19 protein-coding genes are annotated in these 25,403 nt (G+C 40.7%); 17 read left to right on the top strand and 2 right to left on the bottom strand.

The window, feature by feature from the left end; all coding sequences use genetic code 11:
* Positions 1-22 precede the first annotated feature (22 nt).
* The 12 genes from IE222_RS15455 (at position 23) to IE222_RS15400 (ending at position 17,087) form a co-directional block, all read left to right on the top strand.
* On the top strand, positions 23-1,735 hold the full coding sequence (locus IE222_RS15455; RefSeq protein WP_191274311.1) for an amylo-alpha-1,6-glucosidase: 1,713 nt from the start codon (positions 23-25) through the stop codon (positions 1,733-1,735).
* Positions 1,736-1,746: 11 nt separating this feature from the next.
* Complete coding sequence (locus IE222_RS15450) at positions 1,747-2,526, top strand: SDR family NAD(P)-dependent oxidoreductase (RefSeq protein WP_191274310.1); 780 nt, start codon at positions 1,747-1,749, stop codon at positions 2,524-2,526.
* A gap of 163 nt (positions 2,527-2,689) precedes the next feature.
* Positions 2,690-4,078 (top strand): aminomethyl-transferring glycine dehydrogenase subunit GcvPA, encoded by a 1,389-nt coding sequence (gene gcvPA / locus IE222_RS15445; protein WP_191274308.1) that lies wholly within the window; start codon positions 2,690-2,692, stop codon positions 4,076-4,078.
* A gap of 16 nt (positions 4,079-4,094) precedes the next feature.
* A complete protein-coding gene (gene gcvPB / locus IE222_RS15440) occupies positions 4,095-5,660 on the top strand; it encodes an aminomethyl-transferring glycine dehydrogenase subunit GcvPB (protein WP_191274305.1) in 1,566 nt (521 codons plus the stop codon).
* 31 nt (positions 5,661-5,691) lie between these two features.
* The gene (locus tag IE222_RS15435; RefSeq protein ID WP_191274303.1) at positions 5,692-6,984 is read left to right on the top strand and encodes an extracellular solute-binding protein; all 1,293 of its coding nucleotides are present in this window, start codon (positions 5,692-5,694) and stop codon (positions 6,982-6,984) included.
* A 151-nt stretch (positions 6,985-7,135) separates the two neighbouring features.
* Entirely contained in the window at positions 7,136-7,996 is an 861-nt protein-coding gene (locus IE222_RS15430; protein WP_191274446.1) for a carbohydrate ABC transporter permease, read from the top strand.
* Positions 7,993-8,823, top strand: a complete 831-nt coding sequence (locus IE222_RS15425) for a carbohydrate ABC transporter permease (protein ID WP_191274301.1) — start codon at positions 7,993-7,995, stop codon at positions 8,821-8,823. The genes IE222_RS15430 and IE222_RS15425 overlap by 4 nt, the downstream gene beginning before the upstream one ends.
* Positions 8,824-8,835: 12 nt before the next feature.
* The gene (gene ebgA, locus IE222_RS15420; protein ID WP_191274299.1) at positions 8,836-11,895 is read left to right on the top strand and encodes a beta-galactosidase subunit alpha; all 3,060 of its coding nucleotides are present in this window, start codon (positions 8,836-8,838) and stop codon (positions 11,893-11,895) included.
* A 166-nt stretch (positions 11,896-12,061) separates the two neighbouring features.
* Positions 12,062-13,243 carry a galactokinase gene (locus IE222_RS15415; protein WP_191274297.1) on the top strand — a complete coding sequence of 394 codons (1,182 nt, stop codon included), beginning with the start codon at positions 12,062-12,064 and terminating at the stop codon, positions 13,241-13,243.
* 16 nt (positions 13,244-13,259) lie between these two features.
* Entirely contained in the window at positions 13,260-14,747 is a 1,488-nt protein-coding gene (gene galT, locus IE222_RS15410) for a UDP-glucose--hexose-1-phosphate uridylyltransferase (protein WP_191274296.1), read from the top strand.
* A gap of 285 nt (positions 14,748-15,032) precedes the next feature.
* The gene (locus IE222_RS15405) at positions 15,033-16,082 is read left to right on the top strand and encodes an aldose epimerase family protein (protein WP_191274295.1); all 1,050 of its coding nucleotides are present in this window, start codon (positions 15,033-15,035) and stop codon (positions 16,080-16,082) included.
* Positions 16,083-16,094: 12 nt separating this feature from the next.
* Positions 16,095-17,087: a LacI family DNA-binding transcriptional regulator gene (locus IE222_RS15400; protein ID WP_191274294.1), complete on the top strand. Its 993-nt coding sequence runs from the start codon at positions 16,095-16,097 to the stop codon at positions 17,085-17,087.
* A gap of 82 nt (positions 17,088-17,169) precedes the next feature.
* Here IE222_RS15400 and IE222_RS15395 read toward each other — a convergent pair whose 3' ends face one another.
* Positions 17,170-19,770 carry an HAD family hydrolase gene (locus IE222_RS15395; protein ID WP_191274293.1) on the bottom strand — a complete coding sequence of 867 codons (2,601 nt, stop codon included), beginning with the start codon at positions 19,768-19,770 and terminating at the stop codon, positions 17,170-17,172.
* A gap of 256 nt (positions 19,771-20,026) precedes the next feature.
* Positions 20,027-20,293, bottom strand: coding sequence for a hypothetical protein (locus tag IE222_RS15390; RefSeq protein ID WP_191274292.1), 267 nt, complete (start codon positions 20,291-20,293; stop codon positions 20,027-20,029).
* 207 nt (positions 20,294-20,500) lie between these two features.
* Here IE222_RS15390 and IE222_RS15385 point away from each other — a divergent pair, with 207 nt between their 5' ends.
* The 5 genes from IE222_RS15385 (at position 20,501) to IE222_RS15365 (ending at position 25,311) form a co-directional block, all read left to right on the top strand.
* Complete coding sequence (locus IE222_RS15385; protein ID WP_191274291.1) at positions 20,501-21,277, top strand: YhfC family intramembrane metalloprotease; 777 nt, start codon at positions 20,501-20,503, stop codon at positions 21,275-21,277.
* A 267-nt stretch (positions 21,278-21,544) separates the two neighbouring features.
* Complete coding sequence (locus tag IE222_RS15380; RefSeq protein WP_191274290.1) at positions 21,545-21,934, top strand: GntR family transcriptional regulator; 390 nt, start codon at positions 21,545-21,547, stop codon at positions 21,932-21,934.
* On the top strand, positions 21,927-22,826 hold the full coding sequence (locus tag IE222_RS15375; RefSeq protein WP_191274289.1) for an ABC transporter ATP-binding protein: 900 nt from the start codon (positions 21,927-21,929) through the stop codon (positions 22,824-22,826). The genes IE222_RS15380 and IE222_RS15375 overlap by 8 nt, the downstream gene beginning before the upstream one ends.
* Positions 22,801-24,771, top strand: coding sequence for a DUF6449 domain-containing protein (locus tag IE222_RS15370; protein WP_191274287.1), 1,971 nt, complete (start codon positions 22,801-22,803; stop codon positions 24,769-24,771). The genes IE222_RS15375 and IE222_RS15370 overlap by 26 nt, the downstream gene beginning before the upstream one ends.
* Before the next feature lie 24 nt (positions 24,772-24,795).
* Positions 24,796-25,311, top strand: a complete 516-nt coding sequence (locus IE222_RS15365; RefSeq protein WP_223282736.1) for an RNA polymerase sigma factor — start codon at positions 24,796-24,798, stop codon at positions 25,309-25,311.
* Positions 25,312-25,403: the final 92 nt, after the last annotated feature.

The following is a 25,403-nucleotide window of genomic DNA, read 5'->3' as shown; positions in this document are numbered from 1 at the left end:
TTACTGAATAAGAGGTGGACTTATGTTTGATATACGACAAATCCCGTTTAGCCGTTACGGCTCGTTTATCACAATCTCACCCAGCCATCAGGAAGGGGCAGGCGGGCCGCTTTACCTCCGCAACATCCGCAATGGCGACGATGATTTTGGCGAAGTATTCCGGCTTGATCTGATTTGGCAGGGACAGACGCTATCTTATAAGCCGGTGCTTGAGCCCAGCGTTCTTCGGCTTGAAAGCGGTGAAGGCTTTGCAGAGTTTTGTATAACAGAAGGCAGGGTCCTGCAGATCAGATGTCATCGAGTTGGGGTAAGACTGACGGGAATTACCGGAGCGTATGATTATGCGGTTAAGTTGGAGGAAAATCGTTGGGAAGTCAATCATTCGATGCAGGAAATGCGTTATATGCTCACCACGCTCAAAGGGCGGATTGTCATGGATGCTCCGTTTATCGAGCAGCACTGTGAAAAAATTATCGCGGACCTGTTACCTGCAGATTCCGAAGATGAGATGGAATGTGTAATAGAAGAATTTACAACCGTTTATCAGCCGCGTTCTTATCCTTCATTTGAGGAGGGGCGGACGCGGGTTGCTGAAGAGTTTCAAGCTTGGTACGAAAAAACGCTTGAGACACCTGAAGAATATAGTCAGGGGAAAAATCTTGCGGCTTACATTACCTGGTCTTGTGTTGTTCCTCCGGAAGGAATTCTGCCGCGTCCGGCTATGTATATGTCCAAAAACTGGATGACAAATATTTGGAGCTGGGACCATTGCTTTAACGCTATGGCGTTAGCGAAAAATTCCCCTGAATTGGCCTGGGATCAGTTTATGATCTTTTTCGATCTGCAGGATACATCCGGCATGCTTCCGGATTTCGTTAATAATCGGTTTGCATTGTGGAATTTCACAAAGCCGCCTATCCATGGCTGGACGTTGAGGCGGATGTGGGGACAAAGCGGCTATGTGTCGACGGAAAAACTGGAAGAGGTTTATGAACCGTTGCAAAAATGGACGAAGTGGTGGTTAACCTATCAGGATGATGACCTGGACGGAATTCCACAATATAATCACGGGAATGACAGCGGATGGGATAACAGCACGATTTTTCATAAGGGTACTCCCGTGGAAAGCCCGGATTTATCCTCGTTCCTAGTACTGCAGATGGAAGTATTGGCTGAAATCGCAGCGAAACTAGGCCGAGAAGATGAGGCTGACATGTGGATGGAGGAATCTCGGGACCTATTAACAAGAATGATAAATCATTTCTGGAATGGAGAGAAGTTTACGGCGAAGAAATCAGGCAGCCATGAAGTGATCGATGCAGACAGTCTTGTTGTCTATATTCCCGTTATTCTTGGAAAAAGACTACCGGCAGAGATTCTTGAAAAACTGGTTGCTGGTATTAAGAAGAAAGGCTTTTTAACGGAGTATGGTCTTGCAACAGAATTGCCTTCAAGCTCGTTTTATAAAGAGGATGGCTATTGGCGCGGGCCGATTTGGGCGCCAACCACAATGCTGATTGTCGACGGGCTGCTGTCCTCCGGTGAAGAGGATCTGGCTTTAGAGATTGCCCGCAAGTTTTGTGCAATGGCTAATACATCCGGTATGGCCGAAAACTTTAATGCCCTTACCGGTAAGGGCTTGCGTGACCCCGCCTTTACATGGACTTCAAGCGTGTTTTTAATGTTGGGTCATCTATTGACAGAAAAAAAAGACGGGAAAACCATAAATAAATAGGAGGAATTAGGATGGTTTTACAAGATTATTTCGGTTTAGAGAATAAAGTTTGTGTGGTAACAGGAGGCGCTTCCGGAATCGGTTTGGCGACCGGAACGTTGTTAGCTGAAGTTGGTTCTAAAGTTATTCTATTAGATATTAATGAAGAGAATGGACATAAAGCCGCTGCAGACCTTCGCGAGCAAGGATATAAGGCAGAGTTTGTCCGCTGTGATGTCACAGATGCCGATGACTGCGGCAAAGTAAAAGATCATATGGAAGCAAATTACGGTACTGTTGATGTGCTGTTTAATAACGCAGGTGTGATTAGAAGAAAAACAGTTGTCGATTTAGAAGAATCTGATTGGAATCTAGTCATCGATGTTTCGTTAAAAGGAGTTTATCTTCTATCAAAATATTTAATTCCGCTAATGGCAAAAGGCGGCGGTGGAAGTATTATCAATACCGGTTCTGGATGGGGGTTAAAAGGGGGAGACCAGGCTGCTGCCTACTGTGCTGCAAAAGCAGGAGTTGTAAATTTAACGAAAGCAATGGCAATTGACCATGGCCCGCAAAACATCCGAGTAAACTGTATTTGTCCTGGTGATACTGACACACCGCTATTAAGAAGTGAAGCGAAGCAATTAAACCTACAAGAAGATGCTTTCCTAGTATCATCTGCAAAAGGCCGCCCGTTAGAAAGACTAGGAACACCAAGGGATATTGCCAAGGGTGTATTATTCTTAGCGAGTGACTTGTCATCATGGATTACTGGCACAGATTTAATCGTTGATGGCGGGGGATTGGCATAGTTTATTGATTCGCGGATAAATGGTTGATATTCGCGGATAATTCTCTTCAATTCGCGGATAAATTACACAAAATCGCGGATATCGTCCAAAATTTCGCGGATAAAATGTACTGTTCGTCTTTTTCATAAGAACCAAAATTAATCATAACAAGGAGGATATTTATATGTCACAAAAGGTACATCCTTATATACCGAATATGGTCCCTGAAGTACAGGCTGAGATGTTAAAGGTAATCGGTGCGGAGTCCATTATGGAGTTATATTCTTGCATACCTGATGAATTAAAGCTTAAAGAGGAAATGAATATTCCTCCGGCGCTGACTGAGTATGAGCTTAGACGCCATATTGAAGGGATTTTGAATAAAAACACCAGCACAAAGGAATATGTAAATTTCCTTGGAGCAGGATGCTGGCAGCATTTTATTCCTGCAGTGTGCGACGAAGTTAATCAGCGTTCTGAATTTTTAACGGCATATGCCGGCGAACCGTATGAAGATCACGGTCGTTTTCAGGCACTTTTCGAGTATCAGAGTTTAGTAGCTGAGTTAGTAGATATGGATGTTGTCAATGTACCGACATTTGATTGGGGACAAGCCGCATCAACATCCGTACGGATGGCAGCACGTATTACAGGACGTAAGAAAATCCTTCTTGCCAATACGGTTGCACCAGAACGCAGTAAGATTATCATCAATTACGGTACACCTGAGCTGCAATTTGAATTTGTTGAATTTAATACGGAAACTGGCGCGATGGATTTAACAGATTTACAAGCAAAATTAACAGAAGATGTAGCCGCTGTTTATTTTGAAAATCCATCCTACCTTGGGTTTATTGAAGTACAGGGACCTGAGATTTCCAAGTTAGTAAAGGAAAATGATTCTCTGCTTGTAGTCGGTGTGGATCCTATTTCTCTAGGAGTTATTGCTCCTCCTAGTCAGTATGGTGCAGATATTGTCTGCGGCGACTTGCAGCCATTAGGAATGCATATGAATTTCAGCGGCGGCCAGGCTGGCTTTATCGCAACACGTGATGAGGTTGAATTCGTTCAAGAGTACCCTTCCCGCCTGTTTGGAATTGTTCCTACTGTAAAAGAAGGAGAATACGGATTTGGGGATGTCTTCTATGACCGAACATCATTTGCCTTACGGGAAAAAGGAAAAGAATCGGTTGGTACGCAGACAGCTTTATGGGGAATTACAGCAGGGGTTTATTTAGCACTGCTAGGACCAGAGGGCATGCAGGAAGTTGGTCAAACGATTATGCAAAATAGTCAATATGCCGCACAGCAATTAAGTCAAATTGAAGGTGTTAAAGGCTCGCGTTTACATTCTCCATTCTTTAAGGAGTTTATTGTTGATTTCAATCAAACTGGATTAACGGTTAAAGAAATCAATGAAAAATTGCTGGAGAAGAAAATTTTTGGTGGAAAAGATCTTTCAGAAGAGTTCCATGAGTTTGGACAATCAGCATTATTTTGTGTAACCGAGGTTCATACGAAAGAGGATATCGACCATCTTATTCAATCGATTAAAGAAATTTTGACGAAATAGAGAGGAGTTTTTTGATATGCAAAGGATTAAGCGTACGAGCAAAACCCGCGATTTTCATCAGGCGAAATGGAATGAACCGATTGTTTTCGAACTTCATCAGCCTGGTGAAAAGGGTGTTGAGCTGCCACCTGTAAATGAGCAAATCGTCTCTGCTGTTGGCGATGGGGTATCAGTCATTCCAGATACGATGAAAAGAAATGAAAAACCAAATTTACCTGAAATCGGTCAGGCCCGTATATTACGTCACTATGTAAGACTTTCACAGGAAACGCTGGGTTCTGATTTCAACGTAGAAATCGGTCAAGGGACTTGTACGATGAAATACATCCCTAAAATTAATGAACTGCTGATTCGTGACCCGAAAATGATGGAGCTGCATCCGTTACAAGACGAAGGTACGGTTCAAGGGATGCTTGAAATCTTCCATAATCTTGATCTATGTATGCGGGAAATTTCCGGAATGGATTATTTCTCCTTCCAGCCAAGCAGCGGCACACAAGCATTGTTTACAATGGCTTCCATTGTAAGAAAGTACCATGAAACAAGAGGCGAAGGGGATCAGCGTGATGAAATCATTACAACGATTTTCTCACATCCATCTCAGGCTGCAACGGCAGCGGTAAAGGGCTATAAAATTATTACCCTGCATCCGGATGAAAATGGCTTCCCTGATATCGAGAAGCTAAAGGCAGCAGTATCTGAGAGAACAGCAGGGTTTGTAGTAGCTAACCCAGAAGATACCGGCATTTTTAATCCAAAGATTAAAGAATTTACCGATATCGTTCATGAAGCTGGCGGTCTTTGTTTCTATGACCAGGCAAATGCAAATGGTCTATTAGGAATTACTAGAGCGAAAGAAGCGGGCTTTGATATGTGCTTCTTCAATCTCCATAAAACGTTTGCGGCACCACATATGTGCGGCGGTCCGGCAACGGGTGCACTTGGTGTCATAGCGGAATTGAGAGATTATCTGCCTGCACCAATTGTTGAGCATCAAGACGGCAAATATTCACTTCAATATGATCTTAAGCATTCAATCGGAAAGGTTCGTTCCTTCCATGGTGTAGCGCAAACGGTATTGCGTTCCTATGCGTGGATTCGCGCGCTCGGTCCCGATGGTCTGAAGGAAGTGGCGAAAATTGCCGTGTTAAACAATAACTATATGTACCATAAGGTATTAGCGATTCGCGGGGCCAGTGCACCATATGTAAAAGGACACCGCCTCGAGCAGGTACGCTATAGCTGGGAGCAGATGGCGAATGAGACAGGAGTCACAACAGAAGATGTGACCAGAAGAATGACAGACTTCGGTCTTCATTACTGGACAAGTCATCACCCATATATCGTGCCGCAGCCATTTACCCTTGAGCCGACTGAATCCTATTCGAAAGAAGATTTGGATGAATATATTCATGCGCTCGAGCAAATTTCGAAAGAAGCTTACGAAAATCCGGAAATTGTCAAAACGGCTCCACATAATAGTACGATTCACAAAATGGATGAGCAGGATTTTCTTGATGATCCTGAAAAATGGTGTATTACATGGCGTTCTTATTTAAAAAAGGCAAAAACTGAGTGTTAAAACTAAACCATAAAAAATTGGGGGACCAATTATGAAAAAGTATTTGTCTGTTCTACTTGCCGTATTTCTTTTAGTGCTGTCGGCCTGTTCGAACAAATCATCTGACGATCAAGCGAAAACAGGTGATGCGAAACATCCGGCAGGCACCATTACTGTTTGGGGCTGGGACGTAGCAGCGGCAACAATGAAGGCAGCTGTTGAAAACTTCCAGAAGAAATATCCTGATGTAAAAGTAAAAGTAGAAGATTTCAATAGCGGAGACCTTTATGAAAAGCTGACTGTCGGTTTAGCTGCAAGAGGAAACGGTCTGCCTGACGTGGTGTTAATGGAGGATGAACGAATTCCAGGTTATATTCATCAGTTCCCGCAAGGCTTTTTGAACTTAAATAAGCTTGGATATGACAAATACAAGGATTCATTCAACCCAGCAAAGGTTGCTTCCGTGCAGGATAAGGATGGAAATTTTGTTGCGGCACCTTGGGATATTGGTCCAGCTGGTGTATTCTACCGCGTCGACTATTTTAAAAAGGCCGGTGTTGACCCGAATTCTATCCAAACATGGGATGACTATATTGCAGCTGGAAAAAAGATTAAAGAAGCAACCGGCAAAAAGATGCTGCCAATTGATATCCCTAATTATGATGGCGTATTCCAAATGATGATGCAGCAGCAGGGACTTTCTTATTTTGACCAAGATGGAAAAATTACGCTGCAGTCTCCGGAAGCAGTTCGGGCGATGAAGGTAATCAAACAGCTTCATGACGAAGATTTAATCTTAAATAATAAAGGCTGGGACGGTATCGTTACAGCAACAGTCAACGGTGAAGTTGCTACAGTTCCTTATGGTGTTTGGTATACGGGGTCGATTATGGACCAGGCTCCGGATTTAAAAGGTAAGTGGGATGTATTTTTCTTGCCAAGCTTTAAAGAAGGCGGCACGCGATATGCGAACGTTGGAGGATCATCACTATTGATTCCTGCAACAGCTAAGAATCAATCTGCAGCCTATGCCTTTGTTGAGTTCTTTACAACAGATAAGGCATCTCAAATGTTAGGCTTTGAAAAATACGGACTTTTCCCATCCTTAAAGGATACGTATAATGACCCGAAATTTACAGCTAATAGCGAGTACTTCAATAACAGCCCGGTATTCAAGAAATTTGCTGACATTGTTGATAAAGTGCCACAAATTCACTTAACTGAAAATTTCGCAAAGGCAAGCAGCCTTATGGCTAATGCTCAAGCAGCTATATTACTAGAAAATAAATCAGTAGAATCTGCATTAAAGGATGCGCAAAAACAGCTGGAAAATCAAATGAGATAAATGGCCGTTCGGAAATGAGAGAGGAGGGAATCGCCTTCTCTCATTTCTATCAAATGGAAGAAATTCCGACGCCAGGAGGTGCCCATAAGTGGAAAAAACGGAACAGGTAGTCAGTACTGCCTCCAATTATCGTACCAAAACTAGAAAAAACATATTAACTCCTAAAAGTGCTCCATATGTATTTATCGCTCCGGCGTTTATATTAATTTTGATTTTTACTGTGTATCCCGTGATTTCTTCGTTTATTTTAAGCTTTCAAGAGGTGCGGGGGGTAGAAAAAACGTTTGTTGGTTTATCCAACTATACGCGTTTAATCCATGATCCGGTTTTTTATAAATCGTTGATTAACACGTTTCAAATCTTAATTGTTCAAGTGCCGATTATGATTTTTTTGGCTATCCTAATCGCTGTCGGGCTTAATTCGACCTTAATTAAGGCGAAGTCACTTTTCCGGATTGCTTATTTTATGCCTGCCATTACAGCACTTGTCGCAGCATCTATTGTATTTATGATTCTATTAGACGAGCATTTTGGATTAGTAAACTATGTATTATCACTAATTGGTTTAGATAATATTCCTTGGTTAACGACCCCTTTCTGGGCAAAAGTCTCTGTCATTTTCGTCATGACGTGGAGATGGACCGGATATAATATGGTGATATTTTTAGCGGGACTGCAAAATATCCCGGCTGATTTATACGAAGCAGCGAGTATGGACGGGGCAGGCAAGGTCAAACAATTTTTTATGATTACGCTGCCACAATTGAAACCGGTGTTTATTTTCACAGTTGTCATGTCAACCATTGGTACACTTCAGTTGTTTGACGAGCCGTTTATTTTAACACATGGCGGACCGAACAGCGCGACGATGACTATTACGCTTTATTTATATGAAACAGGCTTTAAGTTTTTTGACTTTGGCTATGCATCAGCCATTGCGTACGTACTGGTCTTGATCACTGCAGTCATTTCATGGGTTCAGATGAAATTGGTAGGTGATACTGAACAATGATAACTTCTAAGAAACTTTCGACGAAAATCTTAATTTATAGTTTACTGATTATCGGTGTGATTCTATCAATTGCTCCATTTTATTGGATGATAGTTGGCTCGACCCATCCATCGGGGGAAATCTTTCGCGTTCCGCCAAAGCTTTTGCCCGGTAATTACTTAGCTAAAAATTTTGAATCACTTAGTGAGTCCTTAGGGATTGCCAAAGTCTTTTGGAATTCCTTGTATATTGCAATTGTCTATACTGTTCTTAGTACTCTTATTAGTGCAATGGCAGGCTATGCGTTTGCAAAATATCGTTTTAAAGGAAAAAATGGTTTCTTTTTTGTCATTTTATGCTCCTTGATGATTCCATTCCAAGTAACGTTGATTCCATTGTTTGAAATGATGGTATCATTTGACTGGTTAAATACGTATCAAGCGATTATTCTGCCAAGCTTGGCTGCACCATTTTCGATTTATCTAATGAGGCAAAATATGCAGGTGGTTCCGGATTCAATTATTGAAGCATCACGTGTGGACGGGGCAGGAGAGCTAAGAATTTTCTTTACCGTCATTTTACCAGTAACAAGACCGGCGCTCGCTGCCGTTGCCATTTTCCAATTTATGTCGCAATGGAACAGCTTACTCTGGCCGCTCATTACGCTAAACTCGAAGGATATGTTTACCCTTCCTGTAGCATTATCCAGCTTAATTGGAATGGCGAGAATTGATTATGGAGAATTAATGCTCGGAACCACTTTATCAACGATTCCAATTATGATTTTCTTCTTATTGCTGCAAAAGCAATTTATCTCAGGAATTTTAGGTGGTTCTGTTAAAGAATAAGAGGTGTATTTTATGAAAAAGTTTAAAAGATGGGAAGACATTCATACGGACGGAATAAATCGGATGGAACCCCGCGCGCATTTTACCAGCTTTCCATCAAGGGAAGCTGCCCAATCAGGGGATACTAGTAAAAGTCATTATTATCAATGCTTGAACGGCACATGGAAGTTTCTCTTCCTTGAAGCACCAGAATATTCGCCTGAAGGCTTTTATGCCGAGGAGCTTGAGACAACAAACTGGGATGATATTACGATCCCTGGTAACTGGCAGCTGCAAGGCTATGGGAAGATGCATTATTCCGACCTTTGGTATAACTTCCCGATTATTCCGCCGCGCGTTCCGACAGATAATCCAACGGGGATTTATCGCCGGGAATTTGAACTAAACCGTGACCTTGAAGGGGAACAATTAATTCTTCGTTTTAATGGTGTTGATTCGGCTTACGAATTATATGTAAACGGCGAGTTTGCCGGCTACAGCAAAGGGGCAAGGATTCAAGCAGAATTTGATGTAACAAAGCTTTGCCGCAAGGGCCGCAACAGTCTGACAGTCCGGGTGTTTCAATGGTCGGACGGGACATATTTAGAAGACCAGGATATGTGGTGGCTAAGCGGTATCTTCCGCGATGTTGAACTTTATACAAGACCGGCTGCAGGATTATATGATTATACTGTCAATACCGAGCTGGACAGTGACAATCAAAACGCAGTTCTGGCTGTTTCTGTTAAACTCACAGAGCAGACCGGCCAAACCATCAGTTATGAATTGATGGATTCAAGTGGCGAACAGGTATGGAACGTAGAGAAAAAGGCAGATGAGCCATTCAGCCAATTTGTTGCGGCGCCATTAAAGTGGAGTGCTGAAGAGCCTAACTTATATCAACTTTATATGACTGTAAAAAACGCTGATGGTGAAACAATTGAGGTCATCTATCAGCAGGTTGGTTTCCGGTCCATCGTTATTTCCGGTGAAACCTTCCTTGTCAATGGAGTGGCAATCAAGTTTAAAGGTGCTAACCGTCATGACTATAACCCTAGAACGGGCCGCGTCGTGACGAAGGCAGAAATTGAGCGCGACATTATTACAATGAAGCAGAACAATATTAATGCTATGCGGACTGCGCATTATCCAAATGCTCATTACCTATATGATCTTTGTGATCAATACGGCATGTACGTTATTGATGAAACCGATTTAGAATGCCACGGCTTTGAATTAACCGGCAACTATAAATGGATTAGTGATGACCCGGCATGGGAAAAGGCGTATGTATCAAGAATGGAACGGATGATTGAACGCGACAAAAATCATCCTTGTATTATTATGTGGTCGCTTGGAAACGAATCATCCTTTGGCCACAACTTCCGTGCAATGGCTAAGCGGGCTAAGGAAATGGATCCGACTCGGCTTGTTCATTATGAAGGAGATTTCGAAGCGGAGGTCACCGATGTTTACAGCACGATGTATACATGGCTGGAACGTAAGGATGACAGGCTGACAATGGATAAAATCATCGAAAAATCGAAAAAGCCGCATATTCTCTGTGAATACGCGCATGCGATGGGAAATGGACCGGGGAACTTAAAAGAGTACCAGGATTTATTTTACAAGCATGATAAACTCCAAGGCGGTTTCATTTGGGAATGGTTTGATCATGGAATTGAAACGGTGGCTAAAGATGGCTCTGTGTATTATCGCTATGGCGGTGATTTTGGTGATGATCCGACTAACGGAAATTTCTGTATTGATGGGCTGATTATGCCTGATGGAACGCCATCACCAAGCTTATTTGAATATAAAAAGGTGATTGAACCAGTTCAAACCGAGTGTTTGGATATTGAAAAAGGTCTCTTCCGTTTAATCAATCGCTATGATTTTATTTCATTGGATCATTTGCAGTTAACGTGTTCCTTGTTTGAGGATGATAAATTGCTAGATTCGTTTATCGTGGAACTTCCGCAGCTTAAGGGACGTGAAACGGCTGAGATTGAGCTGCCTGTAGGGCGTGAGCTCGAAAAATTGAACGGTGCGAAATATTATTTTGTCTTCTCTTACACACTGAAAGAAGATACAGCATGGGCTTCCAAAGGTCATGAGCTGGCAAATGCCTCCTTTGAACTTCCTGGAAAAGAAAAGCTGCCAAAGGTGCATGCTGACGGCGAACTTCAGGTAACGAATGATGGCGCCCTTGTAATGGTAAGCGGTGCTGATTTTACCATAACCTTTGATTCTGTTAAAGGTTCAATCAAAGAAGTTACCCGAAATGGGAAGGTTCAAATCGAAAAAGGACCGCAGTTTAATTTCTGGCGTGCTCCAATTGATAATGATATGTACTATGTGACCGATTATCGCACGAAATATTTCATGCATTTAGGCCATGAGATTGCCGAAGATGTACGATATGAGTTAAAAGACGGTGTATTTGAATGGCAGACCGATGCCTTGTACGGGACAACCAACAGCTCTTGGTATTATCAGCTTCAATACGGCTACAGCATCTACCCAGATGGTGATATAGTTTGCCGAATTAATGGAATCGCATCCGGCATGAAAGAAAATGCTCCGGTCATGATTCCACGTCTAGGTGTGAATATGCGCTTGAATAAAGATTTTACCGACACCATGTGGCGCGGCAGAGGGCCTGGTGAAAGCTATGTCGATTCTAAACAGGCGAATCACCCAGGTGTCTATCAAAAAACTGTGGACGAGTTGTTCACCAACTATGTAAAACCACAGGAAAACGGCAACCGTTCTGACTGTGACTGGGTCAGCTTAACGGACAGTAATGCAAAGGGACTTATTTTTGTTGCAGAAGAGACATTTGATTTCAGTGCTTCACGCTATGAAATTAGCGACCTTGAACATGCTAAACATACGATTGATTTGAAGCCGCGAGACTATGTTATCTTAAACCTTGACTACAAACAAAACGGGCTGGGCAGCAACTCCTGCGGACAAGATCAGCTTGAAAAATACCGTTGTAAGTTCGAAGACTTTAAGTTGGAGTTCCGGATTTCTTCATTTAATATAGAAGATACAACAGCTGTGGAATTAGGACGTCTAGGGAGATAAAGCTAAGATAGTTGTAGATGAAGAGGACGGTAATCTTCCGTCCTTTTTATTTATAATTTTAGTAAAAATTTTAGTAAATACATTGCTTTGTTTTTACCTTAGGGAGTAAAATATCATTAAAGATAGAAATTTTGAAAAGATGATAATTACTTAGGGGGATTTTGCTATGAACGTAATAACATTAAATAAATCATTTGTAGATGCATTTCAAGTATTACCAAAACAAGCATTCTTCGCTCCAGGCCGTATTAATTTAATCGGAGAACATACGGACTATAACGGTGGTCATGTGTTTCCATGTGCGATTACCTATGGAACCTATGCTGTAGCAAGAAAGCGGGAGGACCAGCTTATCCGTTTATACTCGAAAAACTTTCCTGAAAAAGGTGTAATCGAATTTAATTTAAATGAATTGGACTTCAAACAAGAACACGGTTGGGCTAACTATCCAAAAGGGATGATTCGCTACATAATCGAAGAGGGATATAGTATTGCAAATGGATTCGATTGTGCCATTGAAGGTAATATTCCAAATGGGGCAGGGCTTTCATCGTCAGCTTCGATTGAGCTGCTAACCGGAGTTGTTGTAAACGGACTATTCCAATTAGAAATTCCCCGCCTTGAGTTGATTAAAATTGGCAAGCGGGTTGAAAATGAATTCATCGGTGTTAACAGCGGTATTATGGACCAGTTTGCGATTGGCATGGGGCAGAAGGATGCTGGAATTCTATTAGACTGCCAGACATTAAAGTATGTGTACGCTCCTATTCAACTCGAAAACCATAAAATTATCATTATGAACACAAACAAGCGTCGGGAACTGGCTGATTCAAAGTACAATGAACGCCGAAGTGAGTGTGAAGCAGCGCTGGAGCAGCTTCAGCAAAAGCTTCCGATTGAAGCATTAGGACAGCTATCGGAAAAAGAATTTGACGAACATCAGCAATTAATTAAAGATGACACGGTTCGAAGACGGGCAAAACATGCGGTTTATGAAAATATCAGAACCTTAAAGGCGCTCGAAGAATTAAAGGCAGGACATCTTGAAGTATTTGGTCAATTGATGAACCAGTCACATATTTCCTTACGCGATGATTATGAAGTAACGGGCATTGAACTAGACAGTTTAGTAGAAGCAGCTTGGAATCACCCGGGGGTTCTTGGTGCCCGGATGACGGGAGCTGGGTTTGGCGGCTGCGCGATTGCCATTGTTGAGAATAACGAGGTGGAAAACTTTATTACGAATGTTGGAGACGCCTATCTCAAGAAAATTGGTTACGCAGCTGATTTCTATGTTGCAAGCATCGGTGACGGGGCGAAGGAAATCAAATTAGACACAGTGAAATAAGGAAAGGGTGACACTAATGATTGATTTATTAATCCAGCAGCTGATTGACCAGGCCATTGCAGCAGCATTGATAGAGAAAGAAGATGAAGTCTACGCGCGGAATCAAATGTTATCACTGCTGCATACAGCGGATTTTAAAGAACTGGAGCTCCTGGCTGAGGCTAATCGTGAGGAGATTCCGGATATACTAGAGGGAATTGTTGAATTTGCCTGCAGACAGGGTATCATCGAAGACATTTTCGATGAAAAAGAAATCTTCGCCAGCAAAATCATGAATTGCCTTATTGCCCGCCCGTCAACAGTCAATCGGTTGTTTTTTGAAAAATATCAGCAAAGTCCGGAAGCGGCAACAGAGTATTTTTATAAGCTAAGTAAAGATAGCAATTACATTCAAATGAAACGGATCCGCAATAATATCGAGTATAAGGTTCCTACAGAGTACGGTGAACTCGATATTACAATTAATTTATCAAAGCCGGAAAAGGATCCAAAAAGTATTGCACGTGAACGGGAAGCGAAGCAGACGGCTTATCCGAAATGCCTGCTCTGTGTGGAGAATGAAGGCTATGCCGGGAGAATCGGTCATCCGGCACGTTCTAATCACCGGATGATTCGCGTTAATCTGCAAGACCAAACCTGGTATTTGCAATATTCACCATATGTATACTATAACGAGCATTGTATCGTATTATCAGAGAAGCATACGGATATGAAAATCAGTCCAGATTCGTTCCGCAGGCTGTTATCGTTTGTGGAGCAATTTCCGCATTATTTTCTCGGCTCAAATGCGGACCTGCCGATAGTCGGTGGTTCGATTTTATCGCATGATCATTACCAGGGCGGGAACTATGAATTTGCGATGGCAAAGGCGGAGGATGACTGGACGTTTAAAATAGCTGATTTTCCGGAGGTGCAGGGTTCAGTAGTGAAATGGCCGATGTCTGTAATCCGGCTTCGTTCGAAGGAAACCGTTGCACTTGTGGAAGCAGGGACACATATTTTGCAAAAATGGAAAGCCTATAGTGATGAGATAGTTGGGATTTATGCTTGGACAGAAGAAACCCCACATAATACGATTACCCCGATTGCCCGAAAAAGGGGAGACGTGTTTGAATTAGATTTAGTGTTACGCAATAATCGGACAAGTGAGGATCACCCGCTTGGGATTTTTCATCCACATGCAGATGTTCACCATATTAAGAAGGAGAACATTGGTCTGATTGAGGTAATGGGTCTGGCGGTTTTACCGGCGCGCCTAAAAAATGAACTGGTGGAAGTGGAAAACTATATTCTTGGCCGGGAGACAGCAATGGCTGCATACCATCTTGATTGGGCGGAAGAGCTGAAGAGCCAATATGGGACAGCTGCCAACGAAGAGAATATTGCTGCGATTGTTCGGGAAGAGGTAGGAAAGAAATTTTTACGAGTATTAGAGGACGCAGGTGTGTTCAAGCGGGATGAAGAAGGCAGAGCTGGATTTGAACGGTTTATTAGGACGTTGTAACTAAGTTTAACTGTGATTTATTTCCAGTTTTTGTAGAAAAGATCTCAAATTACGTAGAAAAAGTAGTAATTTATGTTGAAAAGATCTCAAATTACGTAGAAAAAGTAGTAATTTATGTTGAAAAGGTCTTAAATTATGTAGAAAAAGTCTTGGCTTTCCAAAAAAGAACCAATTTTTGTAGAAAAAGCTTTCATCTATGTAGAATTGACCCTAAATCATGTAGAATAAAAAGAGAACGGATGAAAAGAAATCAAACTAGCTTTCTTCAATATTGGAGTGTAGAGAATGAATATTACTGAAAAGGATTTTGGCCAGTATGATGGACAAACCGTTATTGAATATACCCTTGCCAATGATTTAGGCATGACTGTTTCTTGCTTAAATTTTGGCTGTGTTATTACCAAAATGATGGTACCTGACCGTCACGGGAAGGTTGAAAATGTTGTACTTGGATTTGACAGCTTAGAAGATTATTTAGAGTGGTCCCCGTATTTTGGGGCTATTGTCGGCCGCGTGGCAGGGAGAATTCAAGGTTCAAGGTTTGAACTGGATGGGAAAGAGTTTACATTGGCAGCCAATGAAGCGCCCAACCATCTTCACGGTGGCAGGAAGGGATTTAATTCAGTGATCTGGCAAACTGAACTATTTAAAGATAACCAATCAGTTGGGGTAAAGTTTTTTTATCATAGCCCAGATGGTGAGGAAGGTTACCCAGGTAACTTGGAAACAACGGTTACGTACCTATTAAACAATGATAATGAATTAAAGATAACGTATGAGGCAAAGACTGATCAAAAAACGCCGGTTAACTTAACGAACCATTCTTATTTTAACTTGAGCGGAAACAGCAAAAGAGACTGTTCTGATCACACGCTGAAACTTGATAATGATCGCTTTATAGAGCTTGGTCCAGATCTGATTCCAACAGGAAAACTTCTTCATGCAGAGGGAACGTCATTTGATTTTCGTGAAGGCAGAAAAATTGAGGATGGGATTCAATCGACCCACCCACAAAATATCCTTGCTGGAAATGGATATGATCACCCGATTGTTTTTTCACAAGAGGGGGAGAATACCATTCTTTTAAGTGATGAAGAAAGCGGCCGCTCGCTTGAGGTTACAACTAACCAGCCATGTGTAGTCCTTTATACATCCAATCAATTAGAAGGGCCTTTTTCCATTGACGGTGTGCCAGCAAGAAACTATTTAGGTGTGTGCCTTGAAACGCAGGGGTTCCCTGATGCCATTCATCATCCGGAATTTCCTTCTGTGGTTCTTAAACCAGAGGAAAAATATTACCAGGAAACGACTTATCGTTTCTTAGTTAAGCAATGAGGAGAAGGTAGTTTGGCTACGATTAAAGATATTGCACAAAAAGCAGGAGTATCAATTGCCACCGTATCTCGGGTGTTAAATTACGACACGACTCTTTCGGTCAGTGATGAGACGAAAAAGAGAATTTTTGAAGTGGCTGAGGCATTGGACTATAAGAAGAAGTCAGCGCCTCGTAAAATTGAAACCGGAAAAATTGGCCTTGTACATTGGTATTCTGAAAAGGAAGAGCTCGACGATCTATACTACATGTCCATTCGCCTTGGGGTGGAAAACCGCTGCCAGGAGCAAGGAATTCAAGTTATCCGCTGTTTTCAAGATAATTATGAAGCATTAAAACAGGAAGATATTCAAGGGTTGATTGCGATTGGCAAATTTAGCACTAAGCAAGTAAAGGAACTCCGTTCGGTCAGTAAAAACATTGTTTTCGTCGATTCATCACCTGATGAGGAACGGTTTGATTCCGTGGTGATTGACTTTGAAAGAGCGACCGAAAAAGTCCTTCAATATTTTTTAGAAAAAGGGCACGAACGAATTGGCTATATTGGTGGAAGAGAGCTTTTTAAAGATCAAACCTCTATGATTGAAGACCAAAGGGAACGGACATTTAAACGCTATTTGGCTGAAAAAGAACTATTAGGCGAAGCGTTTATGTTTACCGGAACCTTTTCAGTTGATGATGGTTACTCCCTTATGAAACAAGCAATTCAAACGTGTGGGGACAATCTGCCAACGGCCTTTTTTGCTGGTAATGACTCATTGGCCATCGGTGCGCTAAGGGCGCTTCTGGAAGCAGGAATTCCTGTACCTGAACGAGTAAACATCATTGGGGTCAATGATGTAAGTGTTTCGAAGTATGTTTTTCCGTCCTTAAGCACGGTAAAGGTTTACACCGAGCTTATGGGGGGTACTGCGGTTGATACACTTTTGGAAAGAATGGAAGGTAGAAATACCGCTAAAAAAATATGTATAGCCACTAAATTGGTGATTCGGAACAGCAGTTTTTAAATAAGGTCAGTAATAAATGAAGCCAGTTGTCTTATTAAATATAAGCGAACTGGCTTCGTTTATTTTTAGGAACACATTTATTTCACTCCGTCATCTTCATATTTAACTTTGTTCTCAGCTCCGATTCCAACTTAATATAATGCTCTAATCGTTTTTCGGTTGCCTCTAAAATCCCTTCTAAAACTTTTATCCTTAGCTGCTCTTCTGACATTTTCTTTACTATTATCTTTTCATTTGAACCGTCAAGTGTTTTTTCAAATGATTGTTGATTAACCATATTCCTTCGATCCTTCCTTTTTGAATAAAGAAAAATAGTCTTTGAGTCTTGCTGAGTCTCATCAGCAGCATTGTAACGAAGTATCTCAACTGGCACGATAAATTCTAATATTTCTTTGTCAGGGTAATTATAGAAAAGATATTCCTTATTGGAGTTCAAAAAGATGATGACAGACTCTTTATCTGCTGATTTTAAAAAATTTATCATCTCTTTGGGTTCTGGCAATGCGCCGTGGTTAAAATCATCAATGAGCACCACACTTTTACCGGGAATCTGCCGTAAATTTTTGATGCTATTCACGCTCAGGTTTATTCGATTTTCGAAAATGTTTAATAGGTTTTCCAGAAGAAGTTTATCTGTGTTCATTTCATAAATAGCAGGGGGACTAAATAAATCATGGATTATTTTAAGTGCATACTCATAATGGTATGTCATCGAATAGTCAATGTCATTTGAAAAATGAGCGGAATTTTCAATAGATGAATTTTCGTTTAAGTGATTTTGATGGCAAAGCTCAGCCTGGTCCATTATTTCATTCAAGGTTTCGAAGGTTTGATTTTCTGTATCTGCAATGACTCCCCTTGAAAAACGCAGGCTGCCAAAATAATTCTTTATAAATCGAAGATCTTTTATAATCATTTTAAAAGGCAAGTACGCATCGTATCCCGAAATATTAAAGAGATATTCATAATTTGAAAAAGCGTTTTTATATAATCTGACAAAATCAAAAATACCTTGATGAATTTGCTTGATGATTTTATAGTTTTCCACTTCCGGAACATCAAATAGGAATTTAAAACTGTCATCGGTTTTCTTAAAGCCTGAGAATGAAGGATAGCATGCTTGAGTAAATAGCTCAAAAAAGACATTAATATGTTTCTTACTTGAATGAATATCATATAAATTTCTGTTATACATTCTAGAAAAAATATAAGCTGCTATGTCCTTTTTCATAATTTGGGTAAGATTACCGGTATGGTTGGAGTGTCTGCAGCCAGCAACTAAACTATGAACTTCGCAATTTAATTTCCACTTTTCTTCGATTAAATATTTAATTCCCGAACCTCCTGATCCAACCCAGCCAACATCCACTACAGCGACTTTCTTACTTCCCCCAAGGATGCTTAAAAAATACCCCTTTACAAGCTCGTTGTCTTCAGAAAGTTTCTTTACGACTTGGTCCCAGTTTTCCACAAAAAAGGTTTGAATGATTTTTACATTGCCTTTATGAATCAAATCATTTTGTTTAAGCTGGTAAAGAGGCAGCAGGTCAACCATGTCATCTAATTCCAAAGATTCTAAGAGTCCTTTTATTGTAATGGCTAATACACCATTTGCTTTATGTTTTACCATTCGTTTTAAAAAGTCATAACGATTTTTTTCGATTGTATATTTTATATTGGCAATGCGGGACCAGTAAACATACTCATGATCGATATCTGTATAAAGAAAATTAAATACTTTGCGATAAATATCTCCATCTCTTGAAAGAAATAACACTTTATCTATATTATTTTGCTTTGCATAATCATAAATCCATTGGCAGTAGCCCAATATATATAACCCTCCATAAATAAAACCATATTCATAATGGGGGGTGTACTGTTTGCTGCCATTATGCAAATGCGTATTGACAATTCCGCTGTATGTGGAGCCGATTAACTCGGACATGCCGTCTGAACGGAATTGGTTTCCTGTTTCGTGAACATTATTGTAATAGCGTGTTGCGATTCCAAGTTCTTGGGCATTTTTTATATCCGACTCGATATTTTCACCTACGTGGACCAACCTGATATCCTTGCCTAATTTTTGTAAAGCTATTTTGAATAATTGTTGATCTTGTTTACTGCCGTTGTTTTCACTTGAAACAAAGACATCTAAAAATCCACTGAAACCTGCATTCTCCAACAATTTTACAACCATCGACTTTGTTAAATAACTATCTGAAATCGCAATCATTTTCTTGTCTTGCGATTTAAGTAATTCAAAAACATCCTTCATATATGGATTAGCGAAGCAAAATTCTAATTCTGTCTGGAACTCTACCTGTACACCATATCGTTTATCAATTCCTGTTTGTAACTCAATAAGTTCATATATATCGTAAAGTGTTACTTCCTTGTTTCCTTTTCTTATTTCCGCTTGATAACGTGCTTCCTTTTCCGCTTTCATCCGGATAGACATAAAATTTGTACAGTTAAGTTTTTCTCCAATAATCATGAATAAATGGTGAGGCTCTGAAAACGGTCTTAGTAATAATGTGTCAAACACATCAATCGAAATGATATCGTATTCTAACATATTCTTCGCAAAATCAAGTGCTGAGGGTCGGTTTAATGCTTTTGACTCCGATCCGTCTAAATATGGCATTTTTGCCGATCCAGTTGAATGTAAAGGGTTATCCATAAAAAGATACTCCTCCGATCACTAATCCGGGATAGATGCTTTTATCATATTCACTCGTTAAATATGAGGTGATGAGGAATACACTAAGTGTAAAAATTTGAGTCATTGGCTTATTTTTAGTAATCGATGACAAGGAGGTCAAAACTGTAGACCCTGTGAATTCAAAAAACAAGGGGCAGTTCTTGTCCTTCCTAGAAAAAAAGCACAAGAACTGTCCCTTTGCTTACGTAAAACTGCGCAGCCTTATTTGCTGCAATCAATCTTCATTTTTGCTCCGCCGGGCATGGACATAGTTCTTCCATTCGGAATAGAATTCCTGGTCCATGTCTCGGACCTGCTGCAAAAAGAGGTCCATTAATCCAAGTTCGGATACTGTATTTAACAACCGTACCGGTATGGGTTTCTGTTTATATACATTTGCATGATCGACGGTTTTCAACACCCGCTGTTTATCAATAAAAATATGACGAGTGACGCATATATCCAAATTGGTAAAACCTAATCGTTTCATTTTCCGTTTCATAAAAACAATCTGCCGGGTAACCGATTCTGTTATCGTACCCTGTTGCTGAAGATAATCTCTTGCGTCTATTTGTCTTTTTGTGGTGCCTGACACCAAGTTGAAAAAAATACCAAAAAAGTAATTGACGGGAGCTTAAAGATGTATTATTATCATTATTGATAATGATAATAATCAAAAGAGATATAAATAATACAAGGGGAGATTACCATGATTAGTACGGCCACAATCATTTCAATGTTTGTTCCAATTATTTTTTCATTTGTTTTATTTGCGGGGTTAGTTTTATTTTATAGAAAGAGAACCGGTGTCGCCTTAAAGCCATTAATCATTGGAAGCGTTGGCTTTATTGTTTTTACACAAGTGTTAGAAAAGATATTGCATGTTATTGTCGTTACCAGCTTTCCGAACTATGCCGATCACCCTTGGTGGTTTGGTCTATATGGAGGGCTGGCTGCTGGAGTATTTGAGGAGTTAGGCAGGTTTCTCTTATTCACTTGGCTGCTAAAGAAATATCATGATTATAAAGGCGGAATCTCCTTTGGCATTGGCTGGGGAGGGATTGAAGCGATCGTGTTAATGCTTATGATTATCGTCCCAAATATCCTTTTCGCCACTATGATTAATGCTGGAACTTTTGAGAAAAGTTTAGCTGGTCAAATGCCCGCTGAGCAAATGGCAGCTATTAAGGAAACCGTGTTAAACCAAGGAATATCCTTTTATCTGTTAGCATGTGTGGAACGGTTCTTCGCCGTTTTTATGCAAATTGCCTTTAGTTTATTAGTATTAACAGCTGTGATAAAAAAGAAGTTTTCTTATGTTTTTTATGCCATTCTCATTCATGCCGCAATTGACTTTCCACTTGTTTTCTTTCAAACAGGCCACCTAACAAATTTGTGGATTGTCGAAGTGTATGTGGCGATTATCGGGATCTTCGCGTTTGTGTTTATTAAAAAGGCAAAGGCTTGGGTGCCTGACATCCATTGATAGTTTAATATAAAAAACGAGGCAGATTCCATATTTAGGGATGTGCCTTATTTTTTTAGGCTGTGTAAAAGATCATTATTGATTTTTTAACTCTGTTGATTGAAGCGGAACGCCCGCGGAAAGCAAAGCCCCTGTAGCGTAAATCAAACAGCCAAGTTTAACACAGCCTTTTTTTTAAAATACCTCTTTTCTTTTGGAAACGGTTGGAATATAATAATACTGTACTACGAATCATAGTACACTTAATACAGATTGGGGGCCCCCATTATGTTTGAACTGGACATGAGGAGCCGAAAGCCGATTTATGAACAATTGGTTGACAAGATGAAGGAGCTAATTATGAATGAGATGCTGAAGCCTGATGAACAGGTGCCGTCCGTCCGTACCCTGGCTACGGAGCTTACCATCAATCCAAATACCATTCAAAAAGCTTATCGCGAGCTCGAGAACCAAGGGTTTATCTACTCGGTTAAAGGGAAAGGAAGCTTCGTCAATCCAAACCATAAGATTAAAGATTTAGAAAAAATTAAAACGGTCAAACAGGAGCTTGAAAAACTAATCTTGGAGGCGCTCTTTCTCGGAATACCGCCGGATGAACTGATTCAATTAATCCAAAAGCTAGATGGTGTAAAAGGGGGAGGGGAACGGAATGATTGAAATGAAACAAGTGAGCAAACGTTTTGACCGGTTTCAAGCGCTGGAAAACGTTAATCTATCGATTCAAAAAGGCTCAATTTACGGCCTGATTGGTTCAAATGGGGCAGGGAAAACCACATTAATCAAGCTGCTGGCAGGGATTTACCGGCAGGACAATGGTGATGTCATGATTGATGGGACCCCGGTTTACGAAAATATTGGCTTGAAGCAAAAAATCTTTTATATACCAGATCACCCATATGTTTTCTCCCACTATACAACAAAGCAGATGGCCCGATTTTATAAGAACTGTTACTCAAACTGGAGCGAAGAACGTTTCGAAATGCTTGTGGAGTTATTTGAAGTGAATTTACAGAAAAAAATTCAAACCTTTTCTAAAGGATGGCAGCGGCAAATTGCCTTTATCCTGGCTTTGTCCGCTAACCCGGAAATTCTTATACTAGATGAGCCGATGGACGGCCTTGATCCAGTAGTACGAAAAAAGATAAAAAATCTGCTGATCAATGATGTAGCGGAAAGGGAGATGACCATTTTCATTTCATCGCATAACCTGCGGGAAATTGAAGATATTTGTGACCATATCGGCATTATTCATAAAGGTGCGCTCATCATGCAAAAAGAATTGGATGAGCTGAAGGCGGATATTCATAAGGTACAAGTGGCCTACCGCAATGATGTACCGAAGCAATTATTGAAAAAATTGAACCCTCTACATACCGAGAAAAGAGGGAGCGTCAGCCTTTTCATTGTCAGGGGCAATGAGGATTCATTAGCTAAACAAATTCGTGAGACTAATCCGGTCATTTTTGATTTACTCCCGCTCACACTTGAGGAAATCTTTATTTATGAAATGGGGGATATCGGCTATGCCATCAAAAATGTCGTGGTTTAATAAGGAAATGATTATGCAAATCGTAAGAAGCACAGGCTGGATTTCGATTGTATATTTCCTCGGTCTGCTATTTATCCTGCCAATTCAGTTGATGATGATGTACTCGGAAGATCGGCTTCCAGATTATTATAAGGGAGAAAGCTATACCCTTTTTCAAGTGAATTTTGAATTGCAGCTTGGTCTGCTTGTGATTGTGCCTGTGATTCTGGCGGTATTCTTATTCCGCTTCCTTCATGTAAAGCAGGCGTCTGATCTGATGCACAGCCTGCCTTTAAAAAGGGAAAAGATCTTTCATCATTATGCGATTACAGGAATTATGTTTTTAACTGTACCTGTTGCTGTCATCACCTTAATGATCCTAATCCTGCGTAATCTGTTAGACCTTGGCAGTCTATACAGTTTGGAAGATATATTTTATTGGGCGGGAACTACCATTGTTATCACACTGCTTTTATATACAGCCAGTGTCATGATTGCAATGATGACGGGAATATCAGCAGTACATGCCGTGCTGGCGTATATTTTCTTATTTTTCCCAGTTGGCTTTGTGCTTTTGCTGTTTTATAACTTGAAGATACTGTTGTATGGCTTTCCAAGTGAGTTTTTCCTTCAACAGCAGCTGGAAAGAATGTCACCAATCACTTATGCGACAAGTCTTAACGGCAGGATTTTTCAATGGAGCGATGCTATTATTTATTTCATTTTAGCTGTGGCCTTTTACCTGCTGGCACTTCTATTTTATAAAAAAAGAAATGTGGAGCAGGCATCGGAAGCGATTGCGTTCCCTAAACTGCGCTTAATTTTTAAATATGGTGTCACGTTTTGTACGATGCTTGTTGGCGGGACCTATTTCTCAGGTGTTTCGAACAATAACATTTCGTGGATCATCTTCGGGTACGTGATTGGTGCTGTATTTGGTTATTTTATTGCCGAAATGGTGCTGCAAAAAACTTGGCGGATTTTCGCTCGGTTAAAGGGATTAGCTGTCTTTGCTGCGGTGGTGGCTATCCTAGTTATCGGAATAAAAGCGCTTGGAATCTATGAAAATCGAGTTCCCGATCTTGCGGATATCCAAGGTGTTCAATTGACAAATGAACCATATTGGATATGGAATAATGCCGAACCCGATGAGGAGTACTATAGGATGAAACCGTTGAAAGAAGAAGCGAATATAACGGCAGTCCGCAGGATGCACCAGCAAATTCTCGCAGATCGTAAATTGAAGCATAAGAAAAATGAACAGACAATCAATTATTTTGTTCGATATGAGTTGAAAAACGGCAGTTCTATGACTCGCGAATATCAAGTAAATGAACGGCTTTACGATGATTTTTTCAAATCAATCTATGAATCGAAGGAATATAAGCAGGCAACAAAGCCAATTTTCAAAATAAAAGACAGTGAAATTAAGAGCCTTAACATTCGGGCGAATGGGCCGATGAATAAGACGGTCACATTGTCTAATCCGGAAGAAACGAAAGAGGTCCTTGAAGCATTACGGAAAGATGTGTTAGCTGAATCGTATGAGGATAGTCTTTATTTCCGGGACCGCGGCTCAATCGTGGAAATTTATTTAGGTGATAATCATTCTATCCATTCAATTGAAATAAAACCTACGTATCAAAATATTTCAAACTGGCTGAAGGAGAAGGGACTCACTGATAGAGTGAAAGTAACCGGCGAAGATTTATCGCATGTGCTGGTTGTGAAGGGTGATGTCTCTAATAGTAATGATTTAGAGATCTCTCAGGAGGAACTTGAGAGCAAAAAGGATTCCTTAGATATTAAAGAGAAGCGGCAAATGGAGCAGCTGCTTGATGCAACATCAGCATATGACCGAGGAGAGTACAAGGTGATATTTTACTATAAATTTGGTGATTATGTCGAAATCATGTCTTTCGATGAGGAGCATGCACCGGATTTTGTTAAGAGGCATTTTAGATAGAAGAGGTTACTAGGGGGTGGCGACCTGGGCGCGCTTGATTTCAATCAGTTATATGCAATGTATTCCCAGCGGATGCTCTATATTGCTTATCAATATACTAAAGACAGCTTCCACGCGGAGGATGTGGTTCAAGAGGCATTTTTAAAGGCCTATAAAAAAATAGATTCAGTGGATGATACGGGGAAAATAGGAGCCTGGCTGTCTGCGATTACCGCGAGAACGGCGATTGACTTTTTAAGATTGGAAAAACGAAAAGGCTGTATCCTGCTGGATTCAACTGTATTAGAACCAATGGCGGGGCACGCTGTGAACGGCGAAAATATCGAAGAAGAAGTCTGTGTCCGTCTCTTTCAAGAGGAAGTGGACCGGACGGTAGAGAACCTATCCGTTGAATCACAGCAAGTTCTTATCTTGAAAATTCAATATGGATTAAAGGAAGCCGAAATCGCAAACATTTTAAATTTAAAATCCGGAACAGTCAAAACCAGACTCTACCGGGCACGCAAACAGCTAAAAAGGTGCCTGACACGAACGGGATAATGGTGTAATAATGGTGTTAGGCACCGCTCGTGGACATTTGCACGTCTCCAGTGGACAGTATGCTTATTTTGGATATTGAAGATAATAAACAG

Origin of the sequence: Neobacillus kokaensis (assembly GCF_014656545.1) — a bacterium.
GTDB lineage: Bacteria > Bacillota > Bacilli > Bacillales > Cytobacillaceae > Neobacillus > Neobacillus kokaensis.
The sequence above is the reverse complement of the archived record's forward strand: the minus strand, read 5'-3'. Positions and strand labels throughout refer to the sequence as shown.